This is a genomic window from Nocardiopsis exhalans, from assembly GCF_024134545.1.
GTDB lineage: Bacteria > Actinomycetota > Actinomycetes > Streptosporangiales > Streptosporangiaceae > Nocardiopsis > Nocardiopsis exhalans.
Genome location: NZ_CP099837.1, coordinates 461,987 through 482,976 on the forward strand (window position 1 = coordinate 461,987; position 20,990 = coordinate 482,976).

Below are 20,990 nucleotides of genomic sequence, written 5' to 3' on the forward strand. Positions count from 1 at the left end.
TGATCGATGGGATCGCGCCTGGTCACAGGCGAGCGTCAGGACGAGCCAAGCCCCTTGAACACGGCAACGGAGCCCTGGTAGAAGGTCAGGAACTCTCACACCCCTGGCCTCACAAGGACTCCGTTGCGCTCCCAGTCTGCCATGCCCTCTCCCGCCCTGTCCGCGCCCACAAGCGAGGAGGCCGACCCCCGCCACCGCCGAGGGCGACGCCACCAGCTGGGCTGCATCGTCCTCATCTGCCTGTGCGCGGTCCTGGCAGGGGCCCGTTCCCTGACCGCGATCGGCCAGTGGGCGACCAACGCGCCCCAGCACACCCTGGCCCGGTTGGGAGCCCGCACCACCTGCCCGGCACTGGGCATCCGTCGGCCTCCCAGCCCCGCCACCATCCGACGCGTCCTGACCGGCCTGGCCCCCGGAGCTTTGACGCGGATGGCCACCGCCCAGGATCTGGCTGTTCTCGTCGTGGACGGTAAGTGCGTGCGCGGCTCGCGTACCCGCCAAGACAAGGCGGTGCACCTGCTGGCCGCGATGACCCCCGCCGGGCACGTGGCTGCCCAGGTGCGCGTGGCCGACAAGACCAGCGAGATCGACGCCCTCGCCGGGCTCCTCCAAGGCCTGGACATCGAAGGCAGCGTGATCAGCGCTGATGCGCTGCACACCCAGACCGACACCGCCAAACACCTGGTCGCCGAGCGCAAGGCGCACTACGTCCTGACCGCGAAGGCCAACCAGCCGACCCTGTTCGCGCAGGTCAAAGCGCTTCCGTGGGGGCAGGCGCCCACCTTGTTCTCCACCTCGGAGCGGGGCCACGGGCGGTGTGAGACCAGAACCGTGAAGGTGCTCACCGCACCGAAGATCGCGTTCCCGTACGCGAAGCAGGTGCTGCGGGTGCACAGGTGGGTCAAGGACCTGCCCACGGGGAAGGTGCGGCGCACCTACGCCTACGTGGTCACGAGTCTGAGTGCGGAGCAGGCCGGCCCGGAGCGGTTGGCGGGCTTGGTGCGGGGTCATTGGCGGATCGAGGCGCTGCACCATGTGCGGGACGTGAGCTTGGGTGAGGACACATCCCGGGTGCGTACCGGGCATGGCCCGCAGAACATGGCGATGTTGCACAACCTGGCCGTCCCGCTGCTGGCAGGGCTGGGGATGGCCAGCATCCCCGAAGCGATCCGCTGGGTCTCCTATGAGGCGTTCACCCGCCCGCTTGGTCTGCTGAGGATCCCCTGATCAGGGAGAACATGTCTCTCACCCGACTTTGAAACAGCCCTGTTCACGTGCGGGCGCGCGTCGCCCACGCGCAGACTGAGGGCGGGCAACTGCGCGAGTTCTACTTCGAGGCCAATTCCAGTATCAATCCCGCCGTCGTTCGCACGCTGGGCTCGTACGAGTGGGTGAAGAAGGGCCAGCCCCTGCGTCGCATCGGTGACCCGGGCACGGGCAAGTCCCATCTGCTCATCGCGTTCGGTTTCTCAGCGTTCGGATGCGTTGGCACGTGCGGCGCTCACGGCCGTCGCGAGCGCCGCGATCGCTTCGTCGACGTCTTCGTGTGACAGAAAGCCAACGTGCCCGAATTGGAGAGTGATGTCGTTCTTGGGCGTCGTGGCGTAGCCGGCCACGATGCGCCGGTTAACGAAAAGGCTGTTCTGGACTTCGGTGACGTCGACGTCGTTTGGGAGGAGAGCGGTTGTGCACGCAGCAGTCGGGTGAGATGCGATGAGTGCGAGGCCCGCTTCTTCCACACAGCCGCGCCGAAACCTCGCCGCGATCCGCTGATGGTGCGCGAGGACACTGTCGAGGCCTGTGGTCAAGGTCATCTGGACCGATATGTAAAGGCCGGAAACGGCTGGTGCGGGCAGTTGCGCGAGAGGGCGGTCACCCGCGGAGACGTGTGTCCGTAGATTCAGGTAGCCGGCCGGGCGTGCGCCATTGGTTGCGGGTCCATCCAGTTCCCCGAGAACTTGGGGACCAAGGGCGACCAGGCTGAGGCCAGGCGGAGCCATGGCGCCGCTGTCGGACGATGAGACGGCGATGTCTATGCCCCAATCGTCCATCCGGAGGTCGTCGGCGCACAGGCTCAGGCACGCGTCGACGACGAAGAGTCCGGAGGTACGCCGAAGTGTCTCGGCGACCATGGCGAGCTCAGTGAGCGTTCCATCGTCGGCTTCGGCCTGCGATACGCAGACGGCGCGCAACGCCGGATGCCGACGGAGAGCCGTTTCGAGGTCCGAGCGTTGCAGGGCCGCGCCGAACGAGGTCTCGAGGTGCGCCGTCCGTACGCCGAGACGTTCGGCGATGGTGCTCCAGCGCCGGACAGTTGTCCGGCCTCCGACGATTAGTATCTCGTCCGCCGGATGGCAGATCGTGGAGAGTACGGCCTCGATCGCGAACTCACGGGGGCCGGTCAGCGTCAGCACTCGGCCCGATGTGCGAAAGACTCCGGGGAGCAATTGTGAGAGCTCCCGCCAGACCGTCGTCATGACCGGTGCGTCGGAGGAGAGGGGCTGCCTCCCCAGGGGGGTGAGGACCTCTGGGGGGAGCCTCGGCATGCCGGGGGCCCACCATTGCGCATCGGGAAAGCGGTGCAGGGACGCCTGCGCAGATCGCCTCGACGCCTCGGTAAAAGGCCCACGGTCAAGCCGCACGGGCGCTTCCCATTTCCGTCTGTCGGCCACGCTGACGAGTGCGAAGTGAGGGACGAACACCAGAGCAGACAATGCTGCGAGAGTGACCGTGAGGGCGAGTACGACGCCTTCCGTTACGCCGAAGACGACCAGGAGCACGATCATCGGTAATTCGATGGGGGAGAGGTTCCAGATGCCTTTGGTGATTCTTCGGAAGGCCTTGCGGAGCCGTGGGTGCCCGATGACTTCCGCAGCGTCAGGTCGGATCTGGCGTACGACCGTGATGTACACGGCTTGGACGACGACGAGTACCGATGCCAGGAGGACGTTTCCCGGTCGGGGGTCGGCGAGGACGATGGCGGCGCCTGCCCCTGCCGCCAGGCCCATATTGCCGATCCAGTGTGCGAGTTGTTCGAGATACGTCCCGGAGAGGGAGGGGCGGTACCGGTATCTGGCGAGATCGCCATCAAGGCAGTCAAGGAAGATGGCGAATAGGACGAGTGTAAGCGCGGTCATGGGACGCTCGTAGGCCACAGCGAAGGATGCTGTGGCCAGGAGCGCGGCCCACGCAATGGTTAGGGCATTCGAGCTGAGGGAAGAGTCCCGAAACGCCAGCGCGAGTCGCAGGCTGAGAAACTTGAACGGTGTATAGAGTGGAGGATAGGGCGGCGTTTCCGGCAACGCTTGGGTCGCGCCAGTGGACTGATTCAATCCCCCTCCGAGCCGCTCAAAATGGTGCCCTGAACTGGCATGTGGCAGGAAAGCCTGAGCCCGGTCTCTGAACTGAGGCCGACCGCAGGGCTACACCCCTTTGATCCCCGTGAACTCGGTGGGCGAGAGGTCGGGGGCCAGGCTGGCGGTGGGCGAGAGGTCGGGGGCCAGGCTGGCGGTGGGCGAGAGGTCGGGGGCCAGGCTGGCGGTGGGCGAGAGGTCGGGGGCCAGGCTGGCGGTGGGCGAGAGGTCGGGGGCCAGGCTGGCGGTGGGCGAGAGGTCGGGGGCCAGGCTGGCGGTGGGCGAGAGGTCGGGGGCCAGGCTGGCGGTGGGCGAGAGGTCGGGGGCCAGGCTGGCGGTGGGCGAGAGGTCGGGGGCCAGGCTGGCGGTGGGCGAATAATTCATGATGACTCCCGTCGAGTGAGCCTATCCTTCTACATTCCCCCGATTATGGAAGCCGTAGCCTGGCCAGGTCAAGGCGTTTGGTCGTTTTCGCTGGTAAATACAGGGGTCTTCGAAGTTAGTGGGGGTCCCGTTCCAGGTACTACAGTTGCGCTTCCGTTTTGTCCGGAATCCTCCTCGCCTGGGGCTTCTGGCAGCCGAGCATCCGGGCAACGACCAGAGCCAGGGCCTGGAGCATGAACTGGCGGATGGCCGCGGTGCGGCGCTGGGCTCCTGTGAATGGGCGAAGAAGGGCCAGCTCCTGTGTCTCATCGGTGGCTCGGGCACGGGCAAGTCCCGTCTGCTCATCGCGTTGGGCACCGAGGCGGCGATGAACGGCTTCCGGGTCAAGCACACCCTGGCCACCAAGCTGGTCAATGAGCTGGTCGAGGCCTCTGACGACAAGCAGCTCGGCAAGACCATCGCCCGTTACGGGCGGGTGGATCTGCTCTGCATTGACGAGCTTGGCTACATGGAGCTGGACCGGCGCGGCGCTGAGCTGCTGTTCCAGGTCCTGACCGAGCGCGAGGAGAAGAACAGCGTGGCCATCGCTTCCAACGAGTCCTTCGGCGGGTGGACCAAGACCTTCACCGACCCGCGGCTCTGCGCAGCGATCGTTGACCGGCTCACCTTCGGCGGGGGAATCGTCGAGACCAGTACCGATTCCTGTCGGCTGGCCCAGACGCGCGCTGCCACGAGCTGACCCCCTCGACGATCCGTATGCGAGCCGCCCGGGATGCCCGGGCGGCTTTGGCGTGGTGTGCCCAGCATGGGCAGTTGCTTGGAGGTGGGAGTCCTCTAAATGAGTAATTCCAGGGGGTGCGTGGTCTGAGCACTCACCTGAGTGATGAGTTCCCCTACCTGCCCCAACAAAGCGGCTACAACAAACGCCTACGCAAGGCCTCCGAACTGATCCGCCACCTCATCCGCCATCTGGCCACCGACACCAGCGTCTGGACAGACGACGTGTGGGTGGTGGACTCCACCCCCGTGGAGTGCGCGCGCTCCCGCGAGACCGTCAAACGCTCCGACCTGGCTGGATGGGCCCAATACGGGTACTGTGCCTCCCATTCCCGGTTCTTTTGGGGGCTGCGCCTGCACCTGGTGTGCACCCTGAGCGGGCTTCCCATCGCCTTCGCGCTGACCGGCGCCAAAGCCGATGAGCGCACCACCCTGCTGGAGATGTTCGAGGAAGACCCCGGCCTGGTCACCGACCGCTCCGAGCAGATACTGATCGCTGACAAGAACTACTACGGACGCGACTTCGAACGCTCTATGGCCGAAGCAGGCCTGTCCTTGCTGCGTCCGGCCCGCAAGGGCGAGTCCCCACGGGCCGGATCAGGGTTGTTCCGGCCGTTGCGCCAGGTCATCGAGTCCATCAACCAGACCTTCAAGGGTCAGTTGGACCTGGAGCGCCACGGCGGGCGCACCCCGGGCGGGGTGATCACCCGGGTGCTCCAGCGGATTCTGGCGCTGACCGCCGCGATCTGGCACAACGACCGCACCGGCCAGCCAGTCCTACGTTCCCTGACGGCCTACGACCACTGACCCCTTGGAATTACTCATTTAGTGGCCCCGGCCCCGGGTGTAACAGCGTGGGCAGGCCGGGGCCGTGACCTCTGTGGGGGGTGTTCCAGGTGAGGCGGCAGTACCAGCGGCGGCATCGGCGGGTCTGGGTCGTGGGAGCGTAGTCGTCGGTGGACAGCGTCGCGGTGTGCCCGCAGGCCGGGCAGATCCATTTGTGCGGGGTGGTCTCGGCTCCGTGGGCGCGGGTCAGCCGCAGGTGTAGGCGCATGTGGGTCGGCCACGTCGGAACGGGCGGGGTGAGGACTACGAAGACATCGCGGGCAAGGCAAACGGGGCGACAGGTCCCGCCGTTTTGGATCACATCACTTCGGCCGCCGCGCTCGGGGCGTGAGCCATCCGCACGCGATGATCCACCGACTAATCAAAGTAGCTCTTGAGACCACCGCGTCGGCGAACGTCGAGAGTGGCGCAGTGCAAGCCCCCACCGAAAACGTAGTGGTCCTTGAAGTCCACCAGAACGGGCTTTATACCGAGGCTCTTGAGCATCTTGATGGTCGGCTCCTCGTGCTTGTCGACGACGACGCGCTCATCGCCGATGACGAGGAGGTTCATCGACAACCAGCGACTGGACAATTGGAACTCTGCGGGCGCCACTCCTTCGGGAGCCTCATGGATCTCCCAACCCGCGCGCTGGAACATGTCCATGATCTCCGGCGACAGGCACGGCCGCGCCGGGCAGGTGAGCACACGGCCCTCGCCGAGAGGAACCCAGGTGGTGTCGATGTGGACAGGGCCCGATGAGCGGAATCGCGCACGATGGATGCGATACTCGGCACCCAGGTGCCGCTCCAGCCACCTGATACCGAGTTCGTTGGTGACCTGGCTGCGTTGAACGATGATGTCGCGACCGAAGCGCACGAAGTCGGCCGCGTCGAAGCACGGTTCCACTTCCTTGGTCATGTACTGGCCGACCAGCGGGCCCACGTCGTCGGGGATGTCGGGATCGCCCCGAAAGTACGCCAGGTGCTCTTCAGGGTAGTCCTGATCGTACATCCACTGACCCATCGTGCACTTCGGCGCCGCAGTCCAGCGGCCTCCCCGCTCGAAGTACCGCTGCAGCAAAGAGCGGTACTTGAAGTGCTCGAAATAGCGAGGCGGAAGCGCCATAGGAGCCTCGATGATCTCATCGCCGACCACCAAGAGAACATCGCGCACATCAGCGTTGAAGAATCCGGTCGACTCGAAATGCGGCGTCCGGAATCTTGTGGCGGCGTAATCCACTGGATCCGGGCGAGTGACAGCGACCCCTTCATCCTCTAAGACCTTCTGAAGGTTGTCGAGCGCTCTCGCCGCCCCCTTAACCAGTTCCTCAGGGTAGGGTTCTCCAGCGTGTTTGCGGTAAAAGTCCCAGTAGTCACGCCGCACCATCACCTTCATTTCCCGTGTGAGCGGCGGGATGGTGACGCCGCCGATTGTGCCGACGATCACTTCTTCGAGCGGATCCCACTCGTTGTAGGACGAGACGGCGGAGGCGACCGGTGTGTCAATATCACGTGCGTCCTCAATCTTCAAGGCCTCTCCTCTGCGGAAGCGAACTCGTGGCGGATGCCGATGACCTGGGCTTGGGCCTGGGTCTGGCCTTGCGAACGCCTTCCTGTCTATGATGACAGGTGAGGTGGTCACGGACATGGTAGACGATAGGCACACAGGAAAACAGAGGCGCGTGTACGTCGACATGGTGGGAGATCTTTTCCACCCAGGTCATGTAGCACTCCTCAAAAGAGCTCGCGAGTTTGGGGACTGGCTGATTGTCGGTGTACTCTCCGATGAAGTCGTCTCGTGGTACAAGCGGCCTCCCGTCATGACGCTCGCCGAACGGGTAGCCGTGATCGAATCATGCCGCTACGTCGACGAGGTGCTACCGAACGCGCCGTATCAGGTCACCGAGGTCTTTCTCGAGGAGAAAGACATTTCTTTAGTCGTTCACGGCGACGACATCTCCCCAGAGATCGTCGATGAGGTCTTCGGCCCCGTGGCGGCGGCCGGAAGGCTCAAGCTCGTGCGTTACACCTCGGGCATATCGACCACCGACCTCATTCGCCGGGTACAGGAACGGCCACCGCTGCAGCCGGGGACGGGCGGCAGGAACGGCCCTTACCGCTTCTCAGGGAAGGCCTCCGACCCAGAGTAAGGAGACACGTGCCGACCCACGTTCTAGGGATATCCTGCTATTACCACGACGCCGCGGCCGCGCTCGTATCTGACGGGCGCATCACGGCAGCTGCGCAGGAAGAGCGCTTCTCTCGCCGGAAACACGACGCGAACTTTCCGACAAGCGCCATCGAATACTGCCTCGCCGAAGGCGGGGTCGATGTCGGCGATCTCGACGCGGTGTTGTTCTATGATAACCCGGTCCTCACCCTTGATCGAAACCTGACCACATTCCTCTCGATGTCGCCGCGTGGCAGTGAGCGTTGGAGGGAGTTTGCCTCTGCATTTCTTGGTAATAAACTCCTTATCGCTCGGGATATTCGTCGCCGATTGAACACAAGCGCACCCGTACGGTTCACACGCCATCATTTGAGCCACGGCGCTTCGGCCTTCTACCCGTCGCCTTTCGAGTCGGCGGCCGTCCTCACCATCGACGGGGTGGGCGAATGGGAGACCACTGCAATCGCGTACGGCTCCGGCAGCGAGATCCGGCCGCTGAAGTCGATCCGCTTTCCTCACTCACTAGGCCTCCTCTACAGCGCGTTCACCTCCTTCTGCGGGTTCCGCGTCAACTCAGGGGAATACAAGCTGATGGGGCTGGCCCCCTATGGCCGTCCGCGTTATGCCGACATGATTCGCGAACACCTTCTACACCTCGAGGCCGACGGTTCCTTCCGCCTCGGACTCGAATACTTCGACTTCCTCGACGGCGAGCGACTGACCAACGAACGTTTTCAGGACCTGTTCGGAGGGCCGCCCCGCCAGCCCGCATCCCGGATCACCGGCCGCGAGACGGACCTGGCCGCCTCCATCCAGCTCGTCACGCAGGAGGCCGTGCTCGGTCTTGCACGGCACGCCCGTGAACTGACCGGCTCGCCGAACCTCTGCCTCGCAGGCGGCGTCGCGCTGAACTGCGTCGCCAACGGCCTCTTACACCGAGAGCGGCTATTTGACAACGTCTGGATCCAGCCCGCGGCCGGTGACTCCGGAGGCGCGCTGGGCGCGGCACTGCTCGGCGCGCACAAACTTCTGTCGACTCCGCGCCGTATCCCCGTCGATGCCCCCGACTCCCAGAGAGGGAGCCTCCTCGGCCCGGACTACTCGGCCGAGAGCCTGCGAGATGAGCTGGACCGGCTGGGGTGCGCGTATGATCTCGTCCGCGACCGCCGCGAACGCGCCGACCGAATCGCCGGGCACCTAGCGGCCGGCGACGTGGTCGCTCTCTGCTCCGGCCGGATGGAGTTCGGCCCCCGCGCGCTGGGCAGTCGTTCGATCATCGCCGACCCCCGCCGGGCTGACACCCAGACTCGCCTCAACATGAAGGTGAAGTTCCGCGAGTCCTTCCGGCCGTTCGCCCCCGCCGTCCTAGAGGAGGCGTGCGGCGACTACTTCAGCTTCCATGGCGCCAGTCCGTACATGCTCGTGACCGCCCCGGTACGCCCCGAGCGCCGTGTGGCGACGGACCGGCGGCCGTGGGAGGACGACGACCTGCTCGCGATCGTCCGTGACGTGCGCAGCGACGTACCGGCCGTCACCCACGTCGACTTCAGTGCCCGTCTGCAGACGGTCGGTCCCGACGGCAATCCGGAGCTGCGGTCCGTCATCGAAGCGTTTCGGGACCTCACAGGTTGCCCAATGAGGTTTTCTCAGCGAAATGATCTCTGCGGAGCAGGGTGATTTTCGGATCCCCGCCGGGCCGGACGAGTGGCACCTGGATGCGAGCAGACGTAAAGCCCCTGGTAGGACAGGTCTCACCACAAGATCATGTCCGTAACCACCAGAGGCTTCACGTTGGTCACCTATTCTGCCACCCTCGACGTCCCACGCCACATCGTCGAGTTCCTCGCCCGACACCTGGCCGCCCACCGCCGAAGCATCGCCACTCCGAAGGGCTCACGGGCACTCGGGCCGTTCCGCCAAGCGGTGCTGGTGCTGCGCTGGTTCCGTGAGCGCGGCTGTGTGCACTGCCTGGCCCGTGACGCCGGAATCTCCCAGGCCACCAGCTACCGCTACCTACACGAAGGCATCGACGTCCTCGCCGGCCAGGCCCCCGACCTGCACGAAGTCTTGGCCAATTGCCACAACGAAGGGATAGCGCGCGTAGTCTTGGACGGCACGCTGATCGCCTCCGACCGCCTCGCGGGCGTCCGCGAGAACGGCAACGACCTGTGGTTCAGCCAAAAACACAAGGCCTTCGGCGGCAACATCCAGTTCCTATCCGCACCGGACGGCACCCCGCTGTGGGTCTCCGCAGTCGAGCCCGGATCCACCCCCGACATCACCGCCGCCCGCCTCCACGCCCTGCCCGCCCTGTACAAGGCAGCGGCCGAGGGCCTGCCCACCCTGGCTGACAAGGGCTACCAAGGCGCCGGTATCGGCGTGCACACCCCCATCAAGCGCCCTACGGGCCAGGGCGAAGGGGCTCTGCACGTGGACACACGGATGTATAACGCGCTGTTGCGGCACGTGCGTGCGCTCGGTGAGCGCACCGCCGCCGAACTCAAGGAGCGCTGGCGGACGCTGAAGTACGTCACGCTTAGCCCGAGCCGGATCGGAGACATCGCCCGTGCGGCTCTTGTCCTCAACAGGCAGTGGAAATGATCTTCGCTGAGAAAACCTCACTGGGGCTCGGGTATAGGGGGCCTCAGGAACTGTGTACCCACGTCACCGAGGCCGGGAACCCGGCAGTGCCCTCTGCCGTGCCATCGAGCCCGGGCGGGGACGTGCCCAGGGCCCGGCCGGTGTCCACGGCCCACTGCCACCAGGGCAGCGCCGCCACGAGCGCGAGCGCCAGGGCGCCGGGCAGAGGGTGAGCATGGCCCGTGTTTCGTACCGGAGTCATGGGCACATGCCACATCGGCGGCGAGGTTCGGGCGGCTGCGTACGTGGTCGGCCACAACGTGGGGGACCTTGTCCAAAAGGGGGAAGTACCCCAGCCGCTGGAATGGCTTGAGCTGGACCACCAGCACGAGCAGGTGCTCATGCTGGGCCCACTCGATCTCCTTCGGCGAGGGGGCGAAGACGTCGTACAGCTCCTGCGGCGGCACGCTCTTCTTGAACCGGGGGTAGGTGGCGCGGTCGATCGACACCATCGGTCCTGCCTTGACTACGAAGCGGAAGCGGCGCGGACAACCTAGCGCTACTCAGTGCAGTGTGTCCGGGAAGTAGTCAAACCGTCACCATCAGGTTCAAGTTCAGGGCCTGTTGCCCGTCCGTCCCGTATTCCGGCCGCGCCCTCACCCGCCTCCCTCGGGCACGGTCACTCTTCCGACACGTTGACTTGACAGGGAAGCGGCCAGCCGCTGCCACTGGCCTCCTGAGGGTTCGACGCCGTGGGCGAAGCGCTTGTCCAGCAGGGTGTCCCAGCCGTTCCGGAAACCCGAGACCACGGCGTCGGCCCGGGCGGCCGCAGCGGCCCGGGAGAAGCGGTCGGGGCACTCGGCACTGCTCATCACGGTGTTGCCGCGCGCGGTCAGCGGCCAGTGCGTGTGGTCCTGGGCGATCACCGAGATCCGCTCGCGCAGGCTCACGCCGTCCACCCCGGCCAGGTCGGTGCCGTCCCAGCGCACGCTGCCCTGCTGGGGCGTGTACAGCCCGGACAGCAGCTTGGCCAGCGTGCTCTTGCCCGAGCCGTTCTCCCCGACCAGCGCCACGGTCCGGCCGCGGCGGAGGGTGAGGTTCACGTCCTTCAGGGCCGGGGCCTCGCTGGAGGGGTAGCCGAAGGTCACGTTCCGCAGGCTGATCTCCTCGAACCCCGCCGGGGCGGGCGCGAGGTCGGGTCGGGGCAGACGGGTGCGTGCCTCGTTCTGGAAGGCCACGAAGTCGGAGAAGTACAGCCCCGACTCGTACAGCCTGGTCACCGAGTACAGGGCGTTGCTCAGCGCACCCTGGGCCACCCGGACGGCGACGACGGCGGCCCCGGCGACCGCGATCGGCACCACGCCCTGGACCAGCAGCACGGCCAGTGCCGCGAAGACCCCGGCCGTCACCAGGCCGCTTGCGGTGTCCCCGGCCAGGCGGACGGCGGACTGGCGGGTGGCCAGGTCCAGGTGGATGTCCAGCTCGCGCCGGGCCACGCGGTCGAACTCCGCGAGCAGGCGGCGCTCCATCGTGAACGAACGCACCTCGGCGGCGCTCTCCCGTGCGGTCATGAGCTGTTCCAGCATGTACTTGCGGCGGCTGCCCTCGGTGAAGGCGAGGATCATCCGGTACCGCATCCGGGCCGAGGCGGCCGCGCCCCACCACTGGGGGACCATCGCCAGCAGCAGAAGCGGCACCAGCGCCGGGTGCAGGGCGGTCAGCACCCCGGCTGCGGCGACGATGCCCACCAGAGCGGTGAGCAGGTCGGTGGTCTGACGGACCAGGGAACCCGCCTCGTCACAGCCCCGGGTGTGCGAGCGGTACAGGTGGTCGTGGAAGTCACTGTCGTCGAAGGCCCGCAGTTCCACGGAGGTGGCGTCGCGCAGCAGGCGCCGTTCGGCGGCCAGGACCACCTTGGGCGTCAGACGGGCCTGGGCGCGACCGGCCAGGGCGCCGCAGCAGCCCCGCAGGACCAGTGCCAGGGCGAGCAGAGCCAGAGAGGGGAGCGCGGCCGAGACCCGGTCCGGCGTGGGCACCTCAGCGAAGAGTTCGGTGAGGACGGAAGTGGTGGCGATCAGCGCCCAGGCGGTGGCGGCACCGGAGCCGATGTTGAACAGGACGGTGGTCACGACGTCCCGGCGGCCGCTCTGCCAGGCCAGGACGGCGGCCTGGGCGACCAGCGCGGGCATGCGGCGGGCTATGCGGAACCAGGAGGCCTCGGCGACGGCGGCGCCGTGCCGGTTCCACTTGGGTGGGGTGAGCTCGGGCAGGTCAAGGCCGCCATCGGGGGTGCTGTCGGGGCCATCGTCAGGGGTGTGCGGGTCGGGGGTGTTTGACCCTCGGTCCTCGGGGGAGCGGGTGGTGCGCACGGCGGTTCCTCCTGGCGGTCGGGGCGGGTTCGGGCGGTGCCGATCATGGCCCGGGGGGTCGACGCCGCGGGGAAGGTTCAGAGGTTGCGGACGGGCCGGATCACGGCCGGTCCGGACGGGGTGTGCGCGGGGCCGGGGGGAGGGGCGCGGAAGGCGCCGGTCGGATTTCCTCGGATAGTCACGATCCGAATACCTGTACGAATCGGCCGCGCGCAAAGCACCGGGGGCGGGTGCCGGTGGCTGGCGGCTCGGGGGCCGAAAACCGGAGCACGACCGACACGGCTGAAACGGCTCGAAGAACCTGGTGGCCAGGTCGGGTTCGGCTGGGTGGTGCGCTCAGCTGGTGGTGCGCTCGATGATGAGGTCGGCGTCGCTGCGCAGCTTCTCCACGGCCCGGGACAGGGTGCTCTTGACGGTCCCGATGGTCACGCCCATGCGTTCGGCGATCTGTGCTTCGGTGAGGTCGTCGTAGTAGCGCAGGACCACCGTGGTGCGCTGGCGGCCGGGTAGGCGCTCGATGGAGCGGCCCACCACGTCGGCCAGGTCGCTGCGCCACGTCGGATCGTCCACCCGCTGCTCGGGGATCTCGTCGGTGGGGTAGACGTCCAGGTGCTTGCGGCGCCATTCGGAGATCTGGGTGTTGACCATGGCCCGGCGGACGTAGCCGTCGCGGGCGCGGGGGTTGGCGATGCGCCCCCAGGCCAGGAAGGTCTTGACCAGTGCGGCCTGGAGGAGGTCCTCGGCGTCCGCGTGGCTGTTGGTGAGGGAGCGGGCCATCCGCAGCAGGGCCGGTCCGCGTTCGGACACGTAGCGGCTGAACTCCTCGGACCTGGGCGTCTGAGTAGTTCCGGACACGCCGTTCACCGCCCCTCACGGGCCGCGCGGAACTCTGTCGCGCGCCGTCGCTGTGTTGCACGGCGGCCGCGGCCGCCCTGGACTTCTCACTCTCACACAGCGAACGCAAACGCCCAGGAATCTGTGCGCCACGTGCCGACAAACCGCACAAAAGGCGGCGAAGAGGGCGCCTCATCCCCCTTCGCCGCCGTCCGCACCGGGCCGGATCCGATCCGGTCGACCGGGCCGGGCCAGTCGACCGGGGCCCGCGGAACCCTGACCAGGTCCTACGGGCCCAGGTCCTACGGGTCTGGGTCCTACAAGCCGAGGTAGGCGAGCAGGGCGCTCAGGCCCAGCTGCTCGGAGGTCACCGCGACCAGGTGGTCCACCGCGCCCGCGATGGGCGCGAGCTCGGCGGCGCCGGCCGGGGCGGCCAGACCGATCAGGACGAGGGGCACGGCCACGGCGACGGCGGCGGTGTTGCGCAGGGCGCGGTTCTTGTTCATGTCTCGCGTTCTTTCTGGAACTGGGGAGTACGGGGAGTACATCGACAACCTTGCGGCCACAAGCTGTACGCGGATGCTCGCACCCGGTGACCCCGGAGTGTGGGCGATTTACGTGGAGTTCTTCTTTGGTCACAGGGGAAGCCGAAGGCGCGCCGCAGTGCGATGCCCCGGACATGTCACCGAAACGAACCGGTCCGTGTCGGCGTGTGAACAGCCGTTACGGGGGTCGGGGGCGACAATGGGCACAGACGGACGAGTCGGTCTACAAGGGGGCGCGAAGGACATGTCAGTGATGACGGACAGCGGTCGGGATCACGGGCGGGACCGCCGGCGGTTCACCGCGGCCGTGCTCGGCGCCGCGGCCGCACCCGAGCCCACACCGGTCCACCACCGCGTCGCGCGCGGCGTGGTCGTCGACGCCACCTCCTACATGCTCTGCCTGGCCACCCCGCGGGGCGAGGAGCGCTTCCTCTACGAACGCGTCACCAGCTTCTGGCGCGGTGGTGAGGTCCGCCCCACCGAGCTTCGCCCCGGTGACGACGCCGTGGTGCTGTGCTCGCACGACGGCCGTCTGGTCGCCGAACACGTCTGGGCCCAGGCCGCCCGGGCCACCGGCGTCATCACCGCCCGGGAGGGGGACACCCTCCAGGTCGACCCCGGCCACGGCCGCCCCCGGCTGACCGTGGTGCTGCCCTACCGCTCCTCCGGGCGCATCGCGGTCCGGCACCCGCGCCTGGAGCCGGGCTATCTCTTCGACGCCGTCGGCACCTGGCAGAACGGCGAGATCCAGGCTTCGCGGCCGGTCACCACCCAGCCGCCCTACCCGCTGAGCGCCACTCCGCGGCGCCCGCCCACCCGGCAGTACTCGACGACCGTCACCGGCATCGCCACCTGGTACGACCCCGCCTGGGGGCGCTCCAGCCACCTGGACCCGCGGGCCCTGGTCGCCGGTGCCGCCTACCCGGCGCTCGACCCGGTCGGCCACGAGGGCGAGCACAACGGCACCTGCGACCGGCGCACCTCCTGCGTGCCACTGCCGCTGCTGTCCACCGGTGCCGCGCTCAGCCTGCGCAACGACTGCACCCGGGACACCGCCGTGGTCCCCGTGGTGGACTGCGCGGCCGCCGACAGCTGGCTGTGCGACCTGTGCCCGGCCTGCGGCAGCCAGAGCGCGGGCCGGCTCGCCTCCCTCACCATGACCTCCTTCGTCGCCCTGGGCGGGCGGCTGGAGGCGGGTTGTTTCAACGCGACCATGACCGTCGCCAACCAGGAGGGGTAACCGATGTTCCCGGAGGTTCTCGAAGCGGTCCGCGAGGTCCAGCTACCGCTGCTCGCCGCGCTGCTCCTGCTCGGCGCGGCGGCCAAGGCCAGTCCGCGCGCGGCCGGGACCGGCGCGGCCGTCCTGCTGCCCGAACGGTTGCGCGGACCGGCCACCCTGGCCACCTGCCTGCTGGAGGCCGCTCTCGCGGTGGCCCTGCTGACCGCGACCGGCGCTCTCGGTGAGGCGGCCCGGCTGCTCACCGCCCTGATGTTCGCGGTGTCCGTGGTCCTGCTGCTGGTGGCCCGCCGCCGAGACCCCGAAGCCGGGTGCGGCTGCTTCGGCGGGCTGAGCCAGGCGCCGATCGGCTGGCGCACGCTCACCCGGGCGTCCCTGCTCGCGGTGGCCGCGCTGGCCACGGTCGGGCTGGCGCCCACCGGCTGGCAGGTGGCCGCCGAGCCCACCCCGGTCCACGGCGCGGTCCTGGGCGTGCAGCTGCTCCTGCTGGCCCTGCTCAGCCCCGAACTGCGCGAGGCGGCGGCCCGGGGCGCCACCAGCGAACCGTGCGCGCTGCGCGAGGTCTCCGAGCGGTCGACCACCCGACGCCTGCGCCGGAGCGAGGTCTGGCGGACCAACGCCAAGCTCATGCTCAAGTCCGAGCCTGAGGAGACCTGGCGCCACGGCTGCTGGCGGTTCCTGCGCTACGACGGCCTACGGCACGGCCACCGGGTGGACGTGGTCTACGCGGTGCGGATCGGCGGCCCGCGCCGGACCGGGGTGCGTGCGGTCCTGGTGGACCGGGAGAGCGGCACGGTGATCGCCTCCTTCGGAGCGGTGACCACGCTCGACCTCCAGGGGCCGCCGCGCAGGCTGCCCCGGCCGCGCGAGGCGGCCAGGCGGGACGAGGCCGACGGGCGGGGTGCGGCCAGACCGGGGACCCTCGCGAAGACGCTCCCGGGCGAGTCCGGGCGCGGCCGTCCTGAGGACGTCCCGGACGACGTCAGAGCATCTGGCCCTGCCGTTTGATCGCGGCCTCGCTGAAGTCCACGAGCATCTGCTCGTAGTCCTCGGCCTCGCCCGGCCCCATCACGGAGGTGGTGCCCAGCAGGCCGCCGTTGCGGTACATGACGGTGTACATGTGGTTCTGGCCGTCGTCGTCACTGACCTGGATGCTGAAGGCACGCGACTCGTCGCCGACCCGGGGGACGTCCAGGTCGGTGACGCCGTAGTCGGAGCTGCTGCCGTCCTCGTAGGTGGCGGTGTACTCGGCGCAGGCCTCCGGGGGTTTGACGGCCAGGGCCTCGGCGGCGGAGTCCTCGTCGAGCTGGACCAGGATGCTCGAGACGTTGCCCAGCTCCCACTCGTAGGCGGCCACGGAGGCTGGGGCCTCGCGCACGGTGTCCAGGTCGCCCCACCGGTTGGCGGCGTCCATGCACTCGGGTTTGTCCAGTTCGGTGGAGGCCCGCACTTCTTCCGAATACTGCACTGTGACAAGCTCGGAGTAGGTTCCGGCCTCGCTGCTCTCGGGGAGCAGTGTCACGTCTGCGACGTTGATCGGCTGCGCCTCGTGCAGCTGCGCGGCGGCTTCGGCGTTGGGGTCCTCGCCCTGTTCCCCGTCCGCTCCGCCGCAGGCCGCCAGGGTGATCGCACAGGTCATCGCGATCGCGGCGGGCAGGGCCGCGTTCGATGCGGAGCGGACAGGACTATGACGCAAACGCATGGTGATATCTCCTCGTTTGTGCGATATTTCCGCTTGGAGCGGTGGCCGTCCCGGGCACCTCATTGCTGAGCGTGTCGCGGGGTTAGCACAAAGTATTGAGGAAGGACAATGGTGTCGGAGTCGAAATCGCCATATCTGCGGGCGGTACTGGAGTCCATCCCCGCCTACAAGCCCGGTCTCAGGGTTGTCGGGCCTGACGGACGCTCCATCAAGCTGTCCTCCAACGAGAGCCCCTACGGGCCGCTCCCGTCCGTGCGTGAGGCCATCACCGAGGCCTCCGCCGACCTGAACCGCTATCCGGACCCGGGCGCCACCGAGCTGGTCGCCAGGCTCGCCGCGCACCTGGACGTGCCCGAGGACCACGTCGCGCTCGGCGCGGGCTCCGTGGGTGTGCTCCAGCAGCTCCTGGAGGCCGTCGGGGAGCCGGGCGCCGAGGTCGTCTACGCCTGGCGCTCCTTCGAGGCCTACCCGCTCCTGGCCGAACTGGCCGGGGTGACGTCGGTCCGGGTCCCGCTCAAGGACGAGACCCACGACCTCGAGGCCCTCCTGGCCGCGATCACCGACAACACCCGCATGGTGCTGGTGTGCAACCCGAACAACCCGACCGGAACCACGGTCCGGGAGCGGGAGCTGGTCGACTTCCTCGACCGCGTCCCCGACCACGTGCTGGTCATCCTCGACGAGGCCTACCGCGAGTACGTGCGCGACCCCGAGGTCCCGGACGGCGTGAAGCTGTACGGCAACCGCCCCAACGTCGCGGTCCTGCGCACCTTCTCCAAGGCCTACGGCCTGGCCGCCGTGCGCCTGGGCTACCTCGTCGGCCACCCCCACGTGGCCGCCGCGGTGCGTAAGACGATCGTGCCCTTCGCGGTCAACCACCTGGCCCAGGCGGCCGGTATCGCGTCCATCGCGGCCGAACCCGAGCTCCTCGAGCGCGTGGAGGCCACCGTGAAGGAGCGTGAGCGCGTCCGTGAGGCCCTCGTGGCCTCCGGGTGGACCGTGCCCCTCACCGAGGCGAATTTCGTCTGGCTGCGCGCGGATGAGGACACCATGGACTTCGCCGCCGTTTGCGCCGAGGCGGGCGTCTCGGTGCGTCCGTTCGACGGCGAGGGCGCCCGGGTCAGTCTCGGCACCGCGGAGGAGAACGACGTGTTCCTCTCCGTCGCGACCTCCTACGCCAAGCGCCGCTGACCGGAAACCACCGCCGCGACGCCGAAGGGGGCGGCCCCCAGGTCTGGGAGCCGCCCCCTTCGGGCGTTCTGTTCCGTGCACCTGCGCCGTGCGGATGCACCGCGCAGCCGCACGGGCGGGCTACTTGCCCGCCGCGTCCTTGTCCAGCTTCTCCACGATCAGCCGGTAGAGCTGTCGCGGACGGCCGGGCTGCAGGGTGCGGTTGGGCGGCAGCGGCCAGGCCAGGCCCTCCTCCACCAGGGTGCGCAGCAGCCGGCGCGCGGTCCGGGAGGTGACCCCGAGCATGCGCCCGGCGTTCTCCGCGTCCACGACCAGCGGCCCGTCCTCCTCGGCGATCTTCTCCGAGAGCCGCACCAGGGTCTCGCGGCCCTTGGTGCGCAGGGGCTCGGACGACTGGCGGGCCGGGGCGCGCTGCGCCGGAACCAGTGAGCGGCCCTCACGGTCCACCGCGAAGCTCTGCCGGGACGCCTGGGCCCGGTTGAGCGCCGCGCGGGCGTGCGACTCCGCGTCCTGGGTGGTGCGGCCCATGCCGATACCCACCTCGATCGCGATGCCCAGCTCCGCCTTGATCCGTTCAACGAACGGCGGCTGCCGGAAGCCCTCGGTCGCGGTGACCAGCGAACCACGCGTGGCCGTCACCATGAACGAGTGGTCGTCCAGCCGGTGCGCCGTCGCGTTGATCCGGTGGGCCTCCTGAAGCAGCAGCCGGTGCAGCGACAACCGCAGCTCATCCCGCCAGTAGCGCGGGGTGGAGCGTCGGGAGGAGTCGCGCAGTGTGGGCACGTCCACGACGACCACACCGAGCTGGGCCTCCTCCAAACGGTGGTGCGCGCCCAGCAGACCGGCGGTCTGCAGTGCGCTGCGCACACCCGCGTTGGTGGGCCGCAGCCGGATCACCGGAACCCCGATGGCCTCCAGCCGCTCGGCGACCCCGCGCACGCAGGTGATCGCCATCTTGGTGGCCTTGCGCCGCCACAGCCCCTCGTGGAAGGACGTGAGCTGGGCGGTGTTGGTCAGCTCCTCGTGTACGTGGATACCGTCCACGGGCAGGTCGACCTCGGAGTAGGCCTCGACCACGTCAGCGCGGCTGAGCACGTCGAGACTGGCTCTGGTCGGGTCGAACCGTTCGTCCAGGGTCGCTCGGAGCAGGGCTTCGTGCAGGCTGGCCCCGCCGAGCGGCACGAAGGTCGCGGGCATGGTCAACACGCCGGCCTTCCGTGCGAACTCGTAGGGCACGGGGCTGGCGAACAAATAGGCATCGATCGCCGACCCCAGCCTGACGACCTTGTCCGTCGCCTCTTGCTCATCTCGGTAGGCGGCGGCGATGAGTCTGGCGTTGAGGGGCCCGGTGGACCCCGGACCCATGAGCATGACCCGTTCGACCACCTCATGGGGTCCTATGACGCCGATCGTCAAATCGCCAGTACGCTGCGCACTCACCTCGGGCTGCTCCCCGCTACCATTCCACGCTCTTCACTATGTGCGCCCACTGGTTTCCCGACCCGATCTCTGTCACGGCATGATTGCCGAGATCGTACCCATTGTGCGGGGCCAAAGAAGATCGTTTTCCATATCAACGCCGAAAGCCCGGGTGGGAGGAAGCCCCCCACCCCGGCTTGAACTGCGCTTACGGCTCTACGAGACGGTGACGCGCTCCACGTCGCCGCCCAGCGCGGCGAGCCGCGAAGCGAACTGAGCGTGACCGCGGTCCACCAGATAACCGGGCGCCACGATTGTCTCACCTTCGGCGACCAGTCCGGCGAGAACCAGGGCCGCACCGGTGCGGAGGTCGTGCGCGATCACCTCGGCGCCGTGCAGGTTCGTGGAACCGTGCACGATGGCGCGGGTGCCCTCGACCTCGATCTTCGCGCCCATCTTGTTGAGCTCGTCGGCCAGCGCGAAGCGGCCGTCGTAGATGGCCTCGTGGATGTAGCTCTCACCCTCGGCCAGGGTGGCCAGGGCCATCAGCGGGGACTGGAGGTCCGTCGCGAAGCCCGGGAACGGCGAGGTCACCGCGTTGATCGGGCGCAGCGGCACGGACGGGTCCCGCTGGACGTGCAGGACGGCGCCCTCCTGGGAGAAGCCGACGCCCATCTGCTCGAGTTTCCAACGGGCCACACCCAGGTGGTCCAGGTTGGCGCCCACCAGGCTGACCTCGCCACCGGTGGCGGCGACGGTCATCGCGAACACACCGGCGTCGATGCGGTCGGACATGATGGTGTGCTCGACGGCGGTGAGCTCCTCGACGCCCTCGACGGTGATCAGGCCGGTGCCGCCACCGCTGATCTTCGCGCCCATGGCGGAGAGGAAGTTGATGACGTCGATGACCTCGGGCTCGAGGGCCGCGTGCTCGATGACGGTGGTGCCGGGAGCCAGCACGGCCGCCATGAGGAGGTTCTCGGTACCGGTGTGGGACGGGGTGTCCAGGTACAGGTGACCGCCGCGGAGCTTGCTGGCCTCCACGTTGATGTGGTTCAGCTCGAGGTCCTCGGTGACCTCGGCGCCCAGCCGGGCGAAGCCGCGGTAGTGGAAGTCGAGGTTCCGGCTGCCGAGGTTGCAGCCGCCGACGCCCTCGATGCGGGCGCGGCCGGTGCGGTGCATCAGCGCGGGGACGAAGAGCACGGAGCCGCGGAAGCGGGCCGCGATGTCGGCGGGCAGGACTGCGCGCTCGGGGTCGTTGAGACCGGAAGCGTCGATGACGACGGTGCGCTCGGACTCGTGGAAAGCGACTTTGGCGCCCACGTGTTCGGCGAGCTCAAGCGCGCGGTAGACGTCCTCGATGACCGGAACGTTCCGCAGCACAGTACGGCCCTTGGCCGCCAGCAGGGCGGCTCCGATCATCGGCAGGACGGCGTTCTTCGCGCCTTGGATGAACGCCGTTCCGCTGAGGGGGCGTCCGCCGCGGACGCGGTAACGAACCTCCTGGCCCATGCTCATGTGCTCCTTTGTGAGGCAGATGTGAAAAAGAGGGACACCCTCGTCGGGTTTCGCCTGTTTGCGTTTAAGACGCGGGTTCGCCCC

19 protein-coding genes and 2 pseudogenes are annotated in these 20,990 nt (G+C 68.2%); 10 read left to right on the forward strand and 11 right to left on the reverse strand.

Annotated elements, in window-relative coordinates; all coding sequences use genetic code 11:
- The first annotated feature begins 123 nt into the window (after nucleotides 1-123).
- Together NE857_RS02035 and NE857_RS02040 are read left to right on the forward strand one after the other, a co-directional pair.
- Nucleotides 124-1,227, forward strand: coding sequence for an ISAs1 family transposase (locus tag NE857_RS02035; RefSeq protein WP_254419530.1), 1,104 nt, complete (start codon nucleotides 124-126; stop codon nucleotides 1,225-1,227).
- A gap of 47 nt (nucleotides 1,228-1,274) precedes the next feature.
- A complete protein-coding gene (locus NE857_RS02040) occupies nucleotides 1,275-1,550 on the forward strand; it encodes an ATP-binding protein (RefSeq protein ID WP_254419531.1) in 276 nt (91 codons plus the stop codon).
- Here NE857_RS02040 and NE857_RS02045 read toward each other — a convergent pair.
- Both NE857_RS02045 and NE857_RS02050 read right to left on the reverse strand, forming a co-directional pair.
- Nucleotides 1,470-3,332 carry an aminotransferase class V-fold PLP-dependent enzyme gene (locus tag NE857_RS02045; protein WP_344011988.1) on the reverse strand — a complete coding sequence of 621 codons (1,863 nt, stop codon included), beginning with the start codon at nucleotides 3,330-3,332 and terminating at the stop codon, nucleotides 1,470-1,472. The genes NE857_RS02040 and NE857_RS02045 overlap by 81 nt on opposite strands.
- A gap of 90 nt (nucleotides 3,333-3,422) precedes the next feature.
- Nucleotides 3,423-3,737, reverse strand: a complete 315-nt coding sequence (locus tag NE857_RS02050) for a hypothetical protein (protein ID WP_254419533.1) — start codon at nucleotides 3,735-3,737, stop codon at nucleotides 3,423-3,425.
- 145 nt (nucleotides 3,738-3,882) lie between these two features.
- Between NE857_RS02050 and NE857_RS02055 the strand changes: the two genes are divergently transcribed.
- Complete coding sequence (locus NE857_RS02055) at nucleotides 3,883-4,476, forward strand: ATP-binding protein (RefSeq protein WP_301184293.1); 594 nt, start codon at nucleotides 3,883-3,885, stop codon at nucleotides 4,474-4,476.
- A gap of 134 nt (nucleotides 4,477-4,610) precedes the next feature.
- Nucleotides 4,611-5,321, forward strand: a pseudogene (locus NE857_RS02060) (IS982 family transposase); the annotation flags it as partial.
- Between the two features lie 396 nt (nucleotides 5,322-5,717).
- On the opposite strand, the gene NE857_RS02065 reads toward NE857_RS02060, so the two are convergent.
- Complete coding sequence (locus NE857_RS02065) at nucleotides 5,718-6,872, reverse strand: hypothetical protein (RefSeq protein ID WP_254419535.1); 1,155 nt, start codon at nucleotides 6,870-6,872, stop codon at nucleotides 5,718-5,720.
- A gap of 151 nt (nucleotides 6,873-7,023) precedes the next feature.
- On the opposite strand from NE857_RS02065, the gene NE857_RS02070 reads away from it, so the two are divergent.
- The 3 genes from NE857_RS02070 (at nucleotide 7,024) to NE857_RS02080 (ending at nucleotide 10,112) form a co-directional block, all read left to right on the forward strand.
- On the forward strand, nucleotides 7,024-7,491 hold the full coding sequence (locus tag NE857_RS02070) for an adenylyltransferase/cytidyltransferase family protein (RefSeq protein ID WP_254419536.1): 468 nt from the start codon (nucleotides 7,024-7,026) through the stop codon (nucleotides 7,489-7,491).
- Between the two features lie 8 nt (nucleotides 7,492-7,499).
- A complete protein-coding gene (locus NE857_RS02075) occupies nucleotides 7,500-9,188 on the forward strand; it encodes a carbamoyltransferase family protein (RefSeq protein ID WP_254419537.1) in 1,689 nt (562 codons plus the stop codon).
- A gap of 114 nt (nucleotides 9,189-9,302) precedes the next feature.
- Complete coding sequence (locus NE857_RS02080; protein WP_184371353.1) at nucleotides 9,303-10,112, forward strand: transposase family protein; 810 nt, start codon at nucleotides 9,303-9,305, stop codon at nucleotides 10,110-10,112.
- A 43-nt stretch (nucleotides 10,113-10,155) separates the two neighbouring features.
- On the opposite strand, the gene NE857_RS02085 is transcribed toward NE857_RS02080, so the two are convergent.
- From NE857_RS02085 to NE857_RS02100, 5 genes and pseudogenes are all read right to left on the reverse strand, one after another.
- The gene (locus tag NE857_RS02085) at nucleotides 10,156-10,353 is read right to left on the reverse strand and encodes a hypothetical protein (RefSeq protein ID WP_254419538.1); all 198 of its coding nucleotides are present in this window, start codon (nucleotides 10,351-10,353) and stop codon (nucleotides 10,156-10,158) included.
- 34 nt (nucleotides 10,354-10,387) lie between these two features.
- Nucleotides 10,388-10,603 (reverse strand): annotated as a pseudogene (locus NE857_RS34445) (DUF4158 domain-containing protein); the annotation flags it as partial.
- Nucleotides 10,604-10,747: 144 nt separating this feature from the next.
- The gene (locus NE857_RS02090) at nucleotides 10,748-12,460 is read right to left on the reverse strand and encodes an ATP-binding cassette domain-containing protein (protein ID WP_254419539.1); all 1,713 of its coding nucleotides are present in this window, start codon (nucleotides 12,458-12,460) and stop codon (nucleotides 10,748-10,750) included.
- Between the two features lie 336 nt (nucleotides 12,461-12,796).
- A complete protein-coding gene (locus tag NE857_RS02095; protein WP_026116289.1) occupies nucleotides 12,797-13,324 on the reverse strand; it encodes a SigE family RNA polymerase sigma factor in 528 nt (175 codons plus the stop codon).
- A gap of 287 nt (nucleotides 13,325-13,611) precedes the next feature.
- Entirely contained in the window at nucleotides 13,612-13,800 is a 189-nt protein-coding gene (locus tag NE857_RS02100; RefSeq protein ID WP_254419540.1) for a hypothetical protein, read from the reverse strand.
- Between the two features lie 292 nt (nucleotides 13,801-14,092).
- Here NE857_RS02100 and NE857_RS02105 point away from each other — a divergent pair, with 292 nt between their 5' ends.
- A complete protein-coding gene (locus tag NE857_RS02105; RefSeq protein ID WP_254419541.1) occupies nucleotides 14,093-15,079 on the forward strand; it encodes a hypothetical protein in 987 nt (328 codons plus the stop codon).
- 3 nt (nucleotides 15,080-15,082) lie between these two features.
- Complete coding sequence (locus tag NE857_RS02110) at nucleotides 15,083-16,084, forward strand: MauE/DoxX family redox-associated membrane protein (RefSeq protein ID WP_254419542.1); 1,002 nt, start codon at nucleotides 15,083-15,085, stop codon at nucleotides 16,082-16,084.
- Here NE857_RS02110 and NE857_RS02115 read toward each other — a convergent pair.
- Complete coding sequence (locus NE857_RS02115) at nucleotides 16,059-16,715, reverse strand: hypothetical protein (protein ID WP_254421839.1); 657 nt, start codon at nucleotides 16,713-16,715, stop codon at nucleotides 16,059-16,061. The two genes, NE857_RS02110 and NE857_RS02115, sit on opposite strands and share 26 nt — an antisense overlap.
- A 171-nt stretch (nucleotides 16,716-16,886) precedes the next feature.
- On the opposite strand from NE857_RS02115, the gene hisC reads away from it, so the two are divergent.
- Nucleotides 16,887-17,969 carry a histidinol-phosphate transaminase gene (gene hisC, locus NE857_RS02120; RefSeq protein WP_254419543.1) on the forward strand — a complete coding sequence of 361 codons (1,083 nt, stop codon included), beginning with the start codon at nucleotides 16,887-16,889 and terminating at the stop codon, nucleotides 17,967-17,969.
- 120 nt (nucleotides 17,970-18,089) lie between these two features.
- On the opposite strand, the gene NE857_RS02125 is transcribed toward hisC, so the two are convergent.
- Both NE857_RS02125 and murA read right to left on the reverse strand, forming a co-directional pair.
- Nucleotides 18,090-19,355, reverse strand: coding sequence for a transcriptional regulator (locus tag NE857_RS02125; RefSeq protein ID WP_254419544.1), 1,266 nt, complete (start codon nucleotides 19,353-19,355; stop codon nucleotides 18,090-18,092).
- Nucleotides 19,356-19,604: 249 nt separating this feature from the next.
- A complete protein-coding gene (murA, locus tag NE857_RS02130) occupies nucleotides 19,605-20,900 on the reverse strand; it encodes a UDP-N-acetylglucosamine 1-carboxyvinyltransferase (RefSeq protein WP_026116285.1) in 1,296 nt (431 codons plus the stop codon).
- Between the last annotated feature and the right edge of the window lie 90 nt (nucleotides 20,901-20,990).